Origin of the sequence: Saccharopolyspora rosea (assembly GCF_025643595.1) — a bacterium.
GTDB classification, from domain to species: Bacteria; Actinomycetota; Actinomycetes; order Mycobacteriales; family Pseudonocardiaceae; genus Saccharopolyspora; species Saccharopolyspora rosea.
In genome coordinates this window covers 3,078,552-3,091,514 of sequence record NZ_CP102826.1, presented here as the reverse complement: position 1 = coordinate 3,091,514, position 12,963 = coordinate 3,078,552, and the positions used below count along the sequence as shown (strand labels likewise).

At 72.2% G+C, this 12,963-nt stretch carries 11 protein-coding genes; 5 read left to right on the top strand and 6 right to left on the bottom strand.

Features of this window, described 5'->3' with window-relative positions:
• Window positions 1-159 precede the first annotated feature (159 nt).
• The 3 genes from NV263_RS14315 to NV263_RS14305 all read right to left on the bottom strand — a co-directional run bounded on the left by NV263_RS14315 (window position 160) and on the right by NV263_RS14305 (window position 2,818).
• Window positions 160-819: a TIGR04282 family arsenosugar biosynthesis glycosyltransferase gene (locus NV263_RS14315; RefSeq protein ID WP_263253710.1), complete on the bottom strand. Its 660-nt coding sequence runs from the start codon at window positions 817-819 to the stop codon at window positions 160-162.
• A complete protein-coding gene (locus NV263_RS14310; RefSeq protein WP_263253709.1) occupies window positions 816-1,514 on the bottom strand; it encodes a glycosyltransferase in 699 nt (232 codons plus the stop codon). The genes NV263_RS14315 and NV263_RS14310 overlap by 4 nt, the downstream gene beginning before the upstream one ends.
• Window positions 1,515-1,732: 218 nt before the next feature.
• Window positions 1,733-2,818, bottom strand: coding sequence for an NAD-dependent epimerase/dehydratase family protein (locus NV263_RS14305; protein ID WP_263253707.1), 1,086 nt, complete (start codon window positions 2,816-2,818; stop codon window positions 1,733-1,735).
• Window positions 2,819-3,118: 300 nt separating this feature from the next.
• Here NV263_RS14305 and NV263_RS14300 point away from each other — a divergent pair, with 300 nt between their 5' ends.
• The 3 genes from NV263_RS14300 to NV263_RS14290 all read left to right on the top strand — a co-directional run bounded on the left by NV263_RS14300 (window position 3,119) and on the right by NV263_RS14290 (window position 6,996).
• The gene (locus NV263_RS14300; protein WP_263253705.1) at window positions 3,119-4,594 is read left to right on the top strand and encodes a molybdopterin-dependent oxidoreductase; all 1,476 of its coding nucleotides are present in this window, start codon (window positions 3,119-3,121) and stop codon (window positions 4,592-4,594) included.
• Window positions 4,591-5,091 carry a hypothetical protein gene (locus NV263_RS14295; RefSeq protein WP_263253704.1) on the top strand — a complete coding sequence of 167 codons (501 nt, stop codon included), beginning with the start codon at window positions 4,591-4,593 and terminating at the stop codon, window positions 5,089-5,091. Before NV263_RS14300 ends, NV263_RS14295 begins: the two co-directional genes overlap by 4 nt.
• Window positions 5,092-6,360: 1,269 nt before the next feature.
• Window positions 6,361-6,996 (top strand): acetate uptake transporter, encoded by a 636-nt coding sequence (locus tag NV263_RS14290; protein WP_263253702.1) that lies wholly within the window; start codon window positions 6,361-6,363, stop codon window positions 6,994-6,996.
• 57 nt (window positions 6,997-7,053) lie between these two features.
• Here NV263_RS14290 and NV263_RS14285 read toward each other — a convergent pair whose 3' ends face one another.
• Complete coding sequence (locus NV263_RS14285) at window positions 7,054-8,415, bottom strand: aspartate aminotransferase family protein (RefSeq protein WP_263253700.1); 1,362 nt, start codon at window positions 8,413-8,415, stop codon at window positions 7,054-7,056.
• A gap of 196 nt (window positions 8,416-8,611) precedes the next feature.
• Here NV263_RS14285 and ald point away from each other — a divergent pair, with 196 nt between their 5' ends.
• Together ald and NV263_RS14275 are read left to right on the top strand one after the other, a co-directional pair.
• A complete protein-coding gene (gene ald / locus NV263_RS14280) occupies window positions 8,612-9,727 on the top strand; it encodes an alanine dehydrogenase (protein WP_263253698.1) in 1,116 nt (371 codons plus the stop codon).
• A gap of 104 nt (window positions 9,728-9,831) precedes the next feature.
• The gene (locus NV263_RS14275) at window positions 9,832-10,644 is read left to right on the top strand and encodes a phosphonatase-like hydrolase (protein ID WP_317630425.1); all 813 of its coding nucleotides are present in this window, start codon (window positions 9,832-9,834) and stop codon (window positions 10,642-10,644) included.
• On the opposite strand, the gene NV263_RS14270 is transcribed toward NV263_RS14275, so the two are convergent.
• A complete protein-coding gene (locus NV263_RS14270; protein WP_263254188.1) occupies window positions 10,545-11,918 on the bottom strand; it encodes an amino acid permease in 1,374 nt (457 codons plus the stop codon). The two genes, NV263_RS14275 and NV263_RS14270, sit on opposite strands and share 100 nt — an antisense overlap.
• Window positions 11,919-12,135: 217 nt before the next feature.
• Window positions 12,136-12,915, bottom strand: a complete 780-nt coding sequence (locus NV263_RS14265; RefSeq protein ID WP_263253696.1) for an IclR family transcriptional regulator — start codon at window positions 12,913-12,915, stop codon at window positions 12,136-12,138.
• Between the last annotated feature and the right edge of the window lie 48 nt (window positions 12,916-12,963).

Here is a 12,963-nt window from a genome sequence, read left to right as displayed (position 1 = left end):
ATCGTCGTGTTCCGCTCCTCCTCGCACGGAAACAGTGCTGCGCCCGGCCTGCCCGTCGAACACGCGGTCCTGCTCAGCGGGAGGAAAACCGGGAGACCGTCCCGGTGAACGCCGGACCCGCCCGTTCGTCCCGCCTGCGCATCGGCCGCGGGGCCGGGGTCACCGGGGCCCGGTCGCGGGCACGTAGTTGTCGAGCAGCGCGGCGAAGCGCGACCGCGGGGCGGCCGCGGCCACCGCGACGGCGTCGGGTGCCGTGTCGACGTCGCGCAGCGGTGGCAGGTCGCGGACGCGCAGGCCCGCCGCGGTGAGCCGGCGGCGCTGGGTGGCGCCGGTGTGCGGTGTGGACATCGGGACGCCGCGCAGGAGCGCCGGGTCCGGGGCGGCGAGGCCGAGCGCCCAAAAACCGCCGTCGGTCGCCGGGCCGAACCACGCGTCGCATTCCCGCCAGGCGTCGGGCGCCAGCGCGGGGGCGAGCAACTGGGGGGTCAGCTGCGGGGTGTCCGCGCCGACCAGCAGCGCGGGACTGCCCGCGACGGCGCTGAAGGCTTCGGCCAGGCGCTCATCGAGGCCGCCGGCGGCCTGCGGTATCACCTCGACGCCGGGTGGCAGCCAGCGTCCCGGCCTGCCGTCCAGCACGAGTACCCGGCGGCGGGCCGGGCAGCGGCGCACGGCCTGCAGGGTGTCGGCGAGCGCGGCCTCGGCCAGCGCAGCGGCCTGGACGGGGGTGAACGGCGGGGTCAGTCGGGTCTTGACGTGCCCGGGCCGCGGCTGCTTGGCGATGACCAGCAGCGTGGTCGGCGGCTCGGCGCCGGGCGTCATCGGGCGGTCCCGGTGTTCCGGTGCAGCGGTTCGTCGAGCACGGCGCGCATGTCGCGGACGGCGTGCCGGGTTCCGCGCCAGGTGCCGGTGACCTTGGACCGCCCGACGCGCGGGTGGTACGGGACGTCGGTCTCGCGCACCCGCCACCCGGCGTCGGCGGCGTGGACGACCATCTGCAGCGGGTAACCCGACCTGCGGTCGGTCAGCGCCAGGGTGAGCAGGGCCTCCCGCCGGGCCACCCGCATCGGCCCGAGGTCGTGCAGGTGCAGCCCGGTGCGGCGGCGGATCAGGCGAGCCAGCGCGCGGTTGGCGAGTCGGGCGTGCACCGGCCAGGAGCCGGGACCGGTGGGCGTGCGGCGGCCGAGCACGAGATCCGCGCGACCTTCGAGGACGGGAGCGGCCAGCAACGGCAGCAGTCCGGGGTCCAGGGAGGCATCGCAGTCGCAGAAACCGACCAGGGGTGCGGTGGCGGCGTGCAGCCCGGCCGCGCAGGCGGCGCCGAAGCCGCGCAGCGGTTCGGCGACGACGTGCGCGCCGAGCGAGGCGGCGAGTTCAGCGGAGCCATCGGTGGAGCCGTTGTCCACGACCACGGCACGCCAGCCGGGCGGGATCCTGCCCAGCACCCAGGGCAAGGCGGCCGCCTCGTCCAAGCACGGCAGCACCACCTCACCGGACGCCGGTGGCTCGTCCCCCACGCTTTCCAGGCTAGGAGCCTGTCTTCGAACCTGCTCCCGGAACACACGTGGCAAGCGGCGCCAGCCGCTTTCTCCTTCGGTGAGTACGCAAGCAACCCGCACCGCCGCGGGTTCTCCGATGGGCACAGGGGCGCGTCAGCGCCTCCGCCACCCAAAACGAGTTCGAAGACAGGCTAAGCGGGCACGCGCGATGTCGTGCGGTGGATCAGGCGTCGCCGTCACCGCGGCGGCACCCGGGTGTTCTCGCCGCGCAGCGGGGCGGTGGCGAACTCGCGCATGCCCTCGGCGAAGGAGACCTGCGGGAGCCAGCCGAGTTCCGCGCGCAGTCGCGCCGAGCTGGCGGTGATGTGGCGGACGTCGCCGAGGCGGTACTCGCCGGTGGTGACGGGTTGGGGCCCGCCGCAGGACGAGGCCAGCGCCGCGGCCATCTCCCCGACCGTGCGCGGGGTGCCGCTGCCGACGTTGTAGGCGCGCAGCGTGCCGGGCGCGAGCAGGCCGTCCGCGGCCGTGAGGGCGGCGAGGTTGGCGGCGGCGACGTCCTGGACGTGGATGAAGTCCCGGCGCTGGCCGCCGTCCTCGAACACGCGCGGGGGCCGGCCGTGGGCGAGTGCCGAGCGGAACAGCGAGGCCACCCCGGCGTACGGGGTGTCGCGCGGCATGCCCGGGCCGTAGACGTTGTGGTAGCGCAGGGCGATCACGCGGCCGTCGCCGGCCCGAGCCCAGCACCCGGCCAGGTGTTCCTGGGCGACTTTCGTCGCCGCGTACACGGTCCGCGGGTCCGGCAGCGCGTCCTCGGACACCAGTGCGGGGGTGAGCGGCGACGCGCAGCGCGGGCAGGCGGGTTCGAAGCGCCCCGCGGCCAGGTCCTCGGTCCGCCGGGGGCCGGGTCGGACGGTGCCGTGCCGGGCGCAGGTGTAGCACCCCTCCCCGTAGACCACCATCGACCCGGCCAGCACGAGGACGCGCACCCGGCGGCGGGCCATCGCGGTGAGCAGGACGGCACTGCCCAGGTCGTTGCACCGCACGTAGTCGGGAGCATCGCCGAAGTCCTTGCCGGCACCGACCATGGCCGCCTGGTGGCAGACGGCGTCCACCCCGCGCAACGCGGCTTCCACCGTCGCCGGTTCCCGGACGTCGCCGCGCACGAACTCCACACCGGCGGGCGGTGGGGCCGGGCGGGGTGGTGCGCCGTGCGCGGCGGGCAGCAGCGCGTCCAGCACGCGCACCCCGTGCCCGGCCTCGGCGAGCGCGCGGACGATGCGCGTGCCGATGAACCCGGCCCCTCCCGTGACGAGCACCAGCACGCGTCCGAGGCTAGGGCGGATCCGGGGGCGCGGCGCCGCGAAATCGCGGCCGCGAGCACCGCCGGGACGCGCTGGAGACCCACGCCAGGCGTGCCGCGCTGCGGTGCGCCGAGGTGCCGCAGTGCACGAGGCGCAGCGGGCCGGGCGAAGCACCAGCTCACCCGTTCGGCTGACGAGGGCGCCTGGGACGCGCACCGGACGCGGACAGCCGGATGCGACCTGTGCCAGATTCGAGGTGTCCACCTGCCACGCCCTGGCGGAGTCCGCACTCGTGACGCGGTGCGGGAGACGGGGGAATCGATGTCATCCGGCGGCTCGACGCACCCGAGCTCGGACGGCGGACGCGACCGGAACCGCCGCAAGCGCGCGAGCGCCGCGATCCGGTTCCGGGTCGCCCGGGCCGCCGCGCGCGCTCGCGCCGTCACCGCGCGCGTTGCCGCCATCGTGGCGGCCCTGGCGACCGGTGCTGCCGCTCGCGCCCGAGCCGTGGCGCGGCGGATCGGGCAGGCCCCCGCACCGCCGGGCCCGTTCCGTCCCGGGTTCTGGCGCAGTCCGCTCCGCGGACCATGGCTGACCTCGGTGTTCGGCCTGGTCCTGTTGATCGGGATCCCGCTGCTGTTCGTCACCGGGGCGCTGTCCTACGCCGCCTACAACCCCGGACTCGACCCGGTCAACGACCAGACCCCGGACAAGGGGCTGCTGGGTTTCTACCTCTTCAGCTGGCCCACGCACCCGTACTGGCTGTACCGGCTGACCCAGGGCGTCCACGTCACGCTCGGCGTGGTCCTCGTGCCCGTTCTGCTGGGCAAGCTCTGGTCGGTGATCCCGAAGCTGTTCGAGTGGCCGCCGGTGCGCAGCCTCGCCCACGGACTGGAGCGGCTGTCCCTGCTGATGCTGGTCGGCGGGGCCGTCTTCCAGTTCGTCACGGGCATCATCAACATCCAGGTCTACTACGTCTTCCCGGGTTCCTTCTACACCCTGCACTTCTACGGCGCCTGGGTGTTCATCGCCGCCTTCGTCCTGCACGTGTGCCTGCGAGTGGGCCGGATGACGCGCGCCCTGCGCTCCCGCAGCCTCGTCGCGGAACTGCGCACCGACCTCGCCCACACCCGCGCCGAGCCGCCGGACCGCGACCGCCTCCTGGTGCCCACCGACCCGGCCGCGCCGACGATGACCCGGCGCGGCGCACTGGGGCTGGTCGGAGCGGGATCACTGCTGCTGCTCGCGGTCACCGCGGGGCAGAGCATCGGCGGCTGGCTGCGCACCACCGCTGTTCTCGCGCCGCACAACCGGGATCCGGGCAGCGGACCGAACGGCTTCCAGATCAACAAGACCGCCGCCGCCGTCGGCGTCCTCCCGGAGCACATCGGCCCGGACTGGCGGCTTGAGGTCCGCGGCCACGGACCGCCGCTGGTCCTGACTCGCGAACAGCTCCTGGCCATGCGCCAGCACGTCGCCGACCTGCCCATCGCCTGCGTCGAAGGGTGGTCCACCGGGAACCAGCGCTGGAGCGGCCTCCGGCTGGCCGACCTCGCCGCACTGGCCGGGCTGCCCCGCGCCGGGAGCGTTCTGGTGGAGTCCGTCCAGCCCTCCGGCCCGTTCAGCGCGGTGGCGCTGCGGGGCAACCAGATCGCGGACTCCCGGTCGCTGCTGGCCCTGCGCGTGAACGGCGCTGACCTCTCCGTTGACCACGGCTACCCGGCCCGCGTCATCGTTCCCGCCAACCCCGGTGTGAACAACACCAAATGGGTGCACCGGCTCACTTTCAGAGCATGACCATGACACGTTTGCTGCGCTGGTACGGTTCCGGTCCCTTGCACCTGCTCGTGCTGATCTGCTCGTTCGCCCTCGCCGCCTACGCCCTGGTGCGGCTGTTCTCCCTCCGCCCGCTGGAGGTGGCGATCTGGTTCGTCGGCGCGGCGATCCTCCACGACCTCATCCTGCTCCCGCTGTACTCGCTGGCGGACCTGTCGGCCCGCGCCGTGCTGCGGCACCGCCCCACTGCCGCACCGCGGATCCCGTGGATCAACTACCTGCGCGTGCCCACCTTCCTCTCCGGTGTGCTGCTGATCGTCTGGTTCCCCCTGATACTCGATCTCCCCGACCTCTACCCCGGCGCCACGCGGCTGTCCGGAAACGTCTACCTCGGCCGGTGGTTGGCCATCACCGCAGTGCTTTTCGGCGTCTCCGCACTGGCTTTCGCCATCAAACTCCGCCGCGCCACCCGTCAGACGCGCGAACGCGGCGCACCGGGCGAGGACACCGCACCATGACCACCGGCGCCAGGCGGGCTCGGCAGCGCGATCCTCGCGGTCGGTGAGCGGAAACCCGCCGGCCACGCGGTAGCGCCCGCCCACCGCGAGCACAATGCGCACAACCCGCGGAAACGAGGATTTCGCGAATTGTGCGCAGATCCTGGATCACCCGCTGCGCCGCGGGATAGCGGCGCCCGCCGACACCGAACAGTCAACTCCCGGCTGCGGTTCCACCCGTTCGTCGCGCTCATGAATCGGCGCCGCGCTGGCTGCCGGACTGTCCACCGCTCAGCTTCGCCTCGCCCGGCCACTGACCGCCGACCTGCGGCGTCCCTGGGAGAATCCAGCGCCACCCGAGCGGCTCACGCCCGCCCGCATCCGGCGGGGTTTTCGGAACCTGCGCACGAAGACCCCCTCGCCAGCGGGCGCACCGAAACCCACCCGGCCCGGTCCGGGACGACCACCCGACTCAACAAACCGCCGCCGCGCCCCACGCCATAACGTCGGACGCATCCTCACCACCGGCGAGAGATACCAACGCCCCACCCACCACAACAAGGGCACCAAACCCAGACGACAAGGTTAAAGATCAAGCTGAGAGCCTGTCTTTGAACTTGGTTCCGAGGGGGCGTGGTAAGCGGCGCCAGCCGCTTTCTCTTTCGGTGAGCGGTCTCGCAACCCGCACCGCCGCGGGTTCTCAGCGGTCGTCTCGCGAGGACAGCCCCGACGTGGTGTAGGCGGCTACATGATGTCGGGGCTCCCGGAGCCGATGTGACTGCGGCGCGTCAGCGCCTCCGTGGGGGGCGGTGGTCGGGCGACGGGCGGGCCGCTGAGGTTCCGCTCCCGGCACCGCCACTCAAAACGAGTGCAAAGACAGGCTCTGAGCGGGCACGGTTGATCCCGGGTGCCGGGGTGGCCGTCGACTCCCGCGCCCGGTCGGTCCGCGATCGCAGCCGGGTCCACAAGGGACGATCACCCCGAGATCAGGCCGTTATCCGATCGACACGAACACGACCGCTCCGCGGTGTCCGAGGTGGACACCGGGCGACGAATCGGATGAAAAGCGAACTTTCCGGGCTGTGCAACGACTTGACCTCGGCAACAATTCGGCCGCCGGTCTTCAGGGGCGGCGGCCGGATGGCCTACAGTGCGATGCACCCGGCAACCAGATCATCACTCTCCGTGCGGACCCCAGGGGTCCGGCGGTCGCTCGTTGCCGGGATCCAGCCAGGGGCGTCCCGGACCGCGGGGATCGCTCCGGACCACCGTCCGCAGGAGAAAGGCACGATGTCGCCGCAAGCCGCCAACGAGACATCCACCGAGCAGCAGGCACCACCGGCTGCCGACCCCACCGCTCACATCGCCGACCCGGGCCCGCTCGGGCTGGCCGCGTTCGCCCTGACGACCTTCGTGCTCAGCGTGTTCAACGCGGGTCTGCTCGACAAGAGCCTCGAAGCGGTCGTGCTGCCGCTCGCGCTGTTCTACGGCGGACTGGGGCAGCTGCTCGCCGGGATGTGGGAGTTCCGCAAGGCCAACACGTTCGGCGCCGTCGCGTTCACCTCGTACGGCGCCTTCTGGTTGTCCTTCGCCGCCTACGTCAAGTTCGTCGCCGACGGCCTGGGCCCCAACGCCGACACCGCGACCGGCCTCTACCTGCTCGCGTGGGGGATCTTCACCGCCTACATGACCGTCGCCGCGCTGCGGGTCAACGTCGCGGTGCTGCTCGTCTTCGTCGCGCTGACGCTGACCTTCCTGGTGCTGGCGGCGGGCGATTTCACCGGCACGACCGGCATCGGGCACGCCGGTGGGCTGATCGGGCTGGTCACCGCGGTGCTCGCCTGGTACGCGTCGTTCGCGGGTGTCGCGAACGCCACCTGGCGGCGCACCCTGCTGCCGGTCGGCCCGCTCGCGCCGACCGACTGACCCTCCGCTGATCGGTGGGGCGAGGGGCGTTGCGGACAACTCCCCTCGCCCCACCGGTCACAGGACCGCCTCGACGTCGTCGAGCATGCCGTCGATGCCGTGCAGCAGTTCGGTGAGCACGGTGTCGTCGGCGATCAGCGGTGGCGAGACCATGATCATGGTGGCTCCGCGATCGTCGCCGCGCAGGATCACGCCGGTGCGCTGGAACGCCTTCGGCAGCACCTCGCGCAGCACCGTCGCGGACTCCTCGTCGGTGAGTTCGCGTCCGGAGTTCCGGTCGCCCATCAACTCGATGGCGTAGAAGTAGCCGGTGCCCCGGACGTCCTTGACGCAGCGGTGGACGCGTCGCAGTTCGTCCAGACCGGCTCGCAGTCCCGGCCCCCTCGATTCCACATTGGACAGGACGGCTTCCTCGCGCATCGCGTTGATGGTCGCCACCGATACCGCCGTGGCCACCGGGTGGCCGCCCCAGGTCGCGCCGTGGGTGAACCCGCTGCGGGCGCCGTGTTCGAAGAGCTGGGCCACCAGGGGTTCCCGGATCGCCACGCCGCCGAGCGGCGCGTACCCGGCGGTCGCGCCCTTGGCGAAGGTGATCAGGTCCGGCACGACGCCGAACCGCGCGCTGCCGAACCACGAGCCGAGCCGCCCGAACGAGCAGATCACCTCGTCGGAGACGAGCAGGATGCCGTAGGTGTCGCAGATCCGCCGCAGTTCCTGCCAGTAGCCGGCCGGCGGCACCAGCGCACCGCGACCGTTCTGCACCGGTTCGGCGAACAGCGCCGCGATCGTCTCCGGTCCCTCCTCGACGATCGCGTCCTCGATCGCCCGCACGCAGTCCAGTTCGGACGCCGGGCCGCAGTCGCCGACATGTCCCAGGGTGTTCGGCACGTGCCGCACACCGTCGAGCAGCGGGCCGAACGGTTCGCGGATCTTCGGCAGCCCGGTGACCGACAGCGCCCCCATGGTGGTCCCGTGGTAGGCCATCCGACGACTGATGATCTTCGTGCGCTGCTGCTCGCCCCGGCTCCGGTGGTACTGGCGGGCGAACTTCAGCGCGCTCTCCACCGCCTCCGAACCGGAGTTGACGAAGAACGTGGTGTTCACGTCCCCCGGTGCCAGCTCGGCGATCAGCGACGCCGCCTCGATCGCCGGTGGATGCGCCGATCCCCAGTTGGTCGAGTAGGGCAACGTCTCCATCTGCTTGGCGGCCGCCGAGACGATGTCGTTGCGGCTGTGGCCGAGATTGGCGCAGAACAGGCCCGACAGGCCGTCGAGGAACCGGCGTCCCTCGCTGTCGTGCAGGTAGCACTCCTCACCTCGCACGAAGACCGGCATCTCGCCGGGTGTCCACTGCGCGCCGCGGGTGAAGTGCGGTCCGAGGTGGCGGCGAGCCCGCTGCCTGAGCTCTGCTGTGTTCACGTCGCGTCCTCCTTCTCCGGCTGCCCGAGGTCTTCGACGATGCCCGGCGGCGGGCCCGGGGCGGCAGGTCCAGAAACCGCGCGATCGCAGGAGCCAGGCTGGAACCGTCGCCGCGCACCGGTCTGGCCCTTCTCCCGGGTCCAGTTCGGACCACAACCTCTCCTCGACGAGAAGTGGTCTTCCGATTGGAGTGGCGATGAGGATCGGTGTTCCCCGCGAGTTGAAGAACAACGAGCACCGGGTCGCGATCACCCCGGCGGGCGTGCACGAGTTCGTGTCCGGCGGGCACGAGGTGGTCGTCGAGCGAGGGGCTGGGATCGGCTCCTCGATCGGCGACGAGGACTTCGCCGCGGCCGGGGCGAAGGTGCTGGAGCAGGCCGATGACGTGTGGGCGAGCGCGGACATGGTGCTCAAGGTCAAGGAGCCGATCGCCGAGGAGTACCCGCGGCTGCGGGAGGATCAGGTGCTGTTCACGTACCTGCACCTGGCCGCTTCCGCCGAGCTGACCGACGCGATGCTCCGTTCCGGTGTCACCGGCATCGCCTACGAGACGGTCCAGACCGAGAACGGCGCGCTGCCCTTGCTGGCGCCGATGAGCGAGGTCGCGGGTCGACTCGCGCCGCAAGTGGGCGCCTACTCCCTGATGCGCCCCAGCGGCGGCCGCGGCGTACTGCCGGGCGGCGTGCCCGGCGTGCACCCGGCCCGGGTCGTGGTGATCGGCGGCGGCGTCGCCGGGCTCAACGCCGCACGGGTCGCGCTGGGCATGGGCGCCGACGTCGAACTCCTGGACACCAACGTCGACAAGCTCCGCGAGATCGACCGCGACTTCAGCGGACGCATCCGCACGGTCTCGTCGAACCGCTACTCGGTCGACCAGGCCGTGCGCTCCGCCGACCTGGTCATCGGCGCGGTGCTCATCCCGGGCGCCAAAGCCCCGCAACTGGTGTCCAACCACCTGGTGTCGGAGATGAAGCCCGGCAGCGTCCTCGTCGACATCGCCATCGACCAGGGCGGCTGCTTCGCCGACTCGCACCCAACCACGCACGACGACCCGACCTACCGGGTGCACAACTCGGTCTTCTACTGCGTGGCCAACATGCCCGGCGCCGTGCCCAACACCTCCACCCACGCCCTGACCAACGTCACCCTCCCGTACGCGGTGGAGATCGCCAACCGCGGGCTGCGGGGCGCGATCGAGGCCCGGCCGGAACTGGCCGGGGGCGTCAACACGATCGCCGGGGAGCTGACCAACCGCAACGTCGCCGAGGCGTTCGGCCGGTCCTGGACCGACCCGGCGGGCGTGCTGGCGTGAGCAGCACCGCACCGGGGGTGGACGCGGGCTGCCGCGCCCACCCCCGGTGCACTGTGGACGGAGGAAGGGAGAGCTGCGCGGTGCGACGGGAAGGAGCAGAGGTGGTGTCGATCCAGCTGGCGGTGCTGGACATGGCCGGGACCACGGTGCGCGACGACGGCCTGGTGGAGCGGGCGTTCGACGCCGCGCTGCGGGAGTCCGGGGTCGGCGCCGGGGCGCGGGAGGCCGCCCAGCGGCACGTCCGGGAGACGATGGGGCAGTCGAAGATCGAGGTGTTCCGCGCGTTGTTCCCCGGCGACGAGGAGCGCGCGCAGCGCGGGAACGCCGCGTTCGAGCGCCACTGCGAGGAGCTGGCGCACGAGTGCGAACCCGTGCCCGGCGCGGAGCGGGTCGTCCGGACGCTGCGGGAGTCGGGTGTGCGAACCTGCCTGACAACGGGGTTCTCGCGGTCGACCCGGCAACGCCTGCTGGACCGGCTCGGCTGGGCGGACCTCGCCGATCTCGCGCTGTCCCCGGAGGACGCCGGTCGGGGACGTCCCCACCCCGACATGGTCCTGACGGCGGTGCTGCGGCTCCGGATCGACGACGTGCGGTCCGTGGCGGTCGTCGGCGACACCGGCTCCGACGTGCTCGCCGGGCTCCGCTCGGGGGCATCGGTCGTGGCCGGGGTGCTCACCGGAGCGCACGACCGCGCCACCCTGGAGGACCACGGCGCGACGCACGTCCTGCCGTCGGTGGCCGACCTCCCCGACATCGTCGCGCGGGACGCGTTCGGGGCCGGAGCCGGGGCCGTTCCCAGGGGAACGGCCCCGGCTTTTCAGTCCGATGTGGACATCTCGGTGCGCTCGGCCCGCTGCGGGGAGCGCATCGCCGGGATGTCGGCGTCTGCGGTGCCGCGCCGAGCGCGGATCTGGTAGGCGACCAGGACGACCACGAGGGTCACCAGGCTCAGCCAGAACTGGGAGCGGGTGCCCGGCAGCACGGCCATCGCGAGGATGACCGCGACCATCAGCCCGATCGTCAGGTAGCTCAGCCACGGGAACCACCACATCCGCACCGTCAGCGCGCCCGGGTCGGTGCGCTCCAGCCGGCGGCGCAACCGCACCTGGGCCATCGCGATCGCCAGGTAGACGAACAGCGCGACCGCGCCGTAGGAGTTGACCAGGAACGCGAACACGACGTCCGGGGAGAGGTACGCCGCGAGCACCGAGGCGTAGCCGACGACCGTCCCGGCCAGCAGGGCGCGCCGCGGCACGCCGCCGCGGCTGAGCTTGGTCAGCGCCCGCGGCGCGTCCCCGGTGCGCGTCAGCGCGAACAACATCCGCGAGGACGTGTAGAGCGCGGAGTTCAGGCACGACAGCACCGCGGTCAGCACGACCGCGTTCATCACCGTGCTCACCGCCGGGACGCCCAGCACCGACAGCACCGCGGCGTACGGGCTCACCCCGATCGCCGGGGAGGTCCACGGCACGATCGCCACCACCAGGAACACCGAGCCCACGTAGAAGGCGACCACGCGGAAGATGATCGAGCGCATCGCCCGCGCCACCGCCTGCTGGGGTTCGGCCGACTCGGCGGCCGCGATGGTGACGATCTCCGCGCCGGTGTAGAACGCCACGCACGGTACGACGGCCGCGAGGACCGAGCCGATGCCCATCGGGGCGAAACCGCCGTGCGCGGTCAGGTTCGCCAGGCCCGCGTGGGCGTTCGGCCAGAACCCGCACACGTACAGCACGCCGAAGGTGAGGAAGCAGACGATCGCCAGCACCTTGATCGAGGAGAACCAGTACTCGAACTCCCCGTACGAGCGGGTCGAGATCAGGTTCGTCAGGGTCAGCAGCGTCAGCAGCCCGCCGGACAGCGCCCACAACGGGACGTCCGGGAGCCACAGGTGCAGGATCTGCCCGCCGGCCACCGCCTCGACGGCGACGACGATGACGAAGAAGTACCAGTACATCCAGCCGACCGAGAAGCCCGCCCGGCGCCCCAGCGCCTCGCGGGCGTAGACGTAGAACGAGCCCAGCGCCGGGCGGGCGACCGTCATCTCGGCGAGCATCCGCATGATCAGCACCGTCAGCATGCCCGCCAGCAGGAAGGACACCACGGCAGCGGGGCCGGTCTGGTGGATCACCACACCGCTGCCGATGAACAGGCCCGCGCCGATCACACCCCCCAGCGCGATCAGGTTCATGTGGCGTCGTTTCAGGCTTTGCCGCAGTCCGATGTCTTCAGCCACGGTTCCTCCTCCGGCCGCGCTCGCGCCCCGAGGGGCGGAGCCGGGCCGTTCGTCCGACACGTCGTGGCCGGTCACGGTAGGGAGCGCGGGCTGGTCCGGCGGAGTGCCAGTTCGGTGCGGACGTGGGGAACCAGCAGACCACCGCACCGGACCGTTCCGGTGGGACGGCTGGTCAGAAGCGGTTGCCGGGTGGCAGCAGCCGGGAGATCTCCGCGGCGGCCGAGACGACCTCCGGTCCCAGTTCCGCGAAGCGCTCGTCGGGCATGCGCACCGCGGGGGCCTGCACCGCGATCGCGGCCCGCACCGCGCCGGAGCCGTCGCGCACCGGCGCGCCCACGCAGCGGACGCCCACGGTGGACTCCTCGTCGTCGGTGCTCCAGCCGCGCTCGCGAATCCGGTCGAGATCGGACTCCAGGCTCGCCGCGTCCGGGTGCGTGTTGGCCGTCAGGCGGTCGAGTTCGACGTCCCGGAGGGTCCGGGCGAGCTCGTCGTTGAACGCCAGCAGGCACTTGCCCATGGAACTGGCGTGCAGCACCACGCGGGTGCCGGGTGGCTGGGTGAAGCGCAACGGCTGCGCGGACTCGACGCGCTCGACGACGACCGCGGCGTTGTCGGACAGCACCCCGAGGTTGACCGACTCGCCGGTCCGCTCGGCGAGGTCGCGCAGCACCGGGTACACCGCGTCGAGACCGAAGCTGCGGTGGGCGGACTGGCCGAGCAGCAGGGCGCCGGTGCCGAGGTGGTAGCGCTCGGTCTCGGGGTTCTGCGCGACGAACCCCTCGGCGACGAGTGCCCGCACGATGCGGTGCGCGGTGCTGAGGTTGAGCCCGAGTTCGCCGGCGACCTGCCCGACCCCGAGGTCGCCGCCGCGGTCCCGGAACAGGCGCAGCACGGCGAACGCCCTGCTGATCGTCTGCGCACCGGCCACCCGGGGAGCTGCCTCGCGCTGCATCCCATTCTCCTTCCACATGTTGGAAGCAGCGTACCGCGGTGTCGTTGA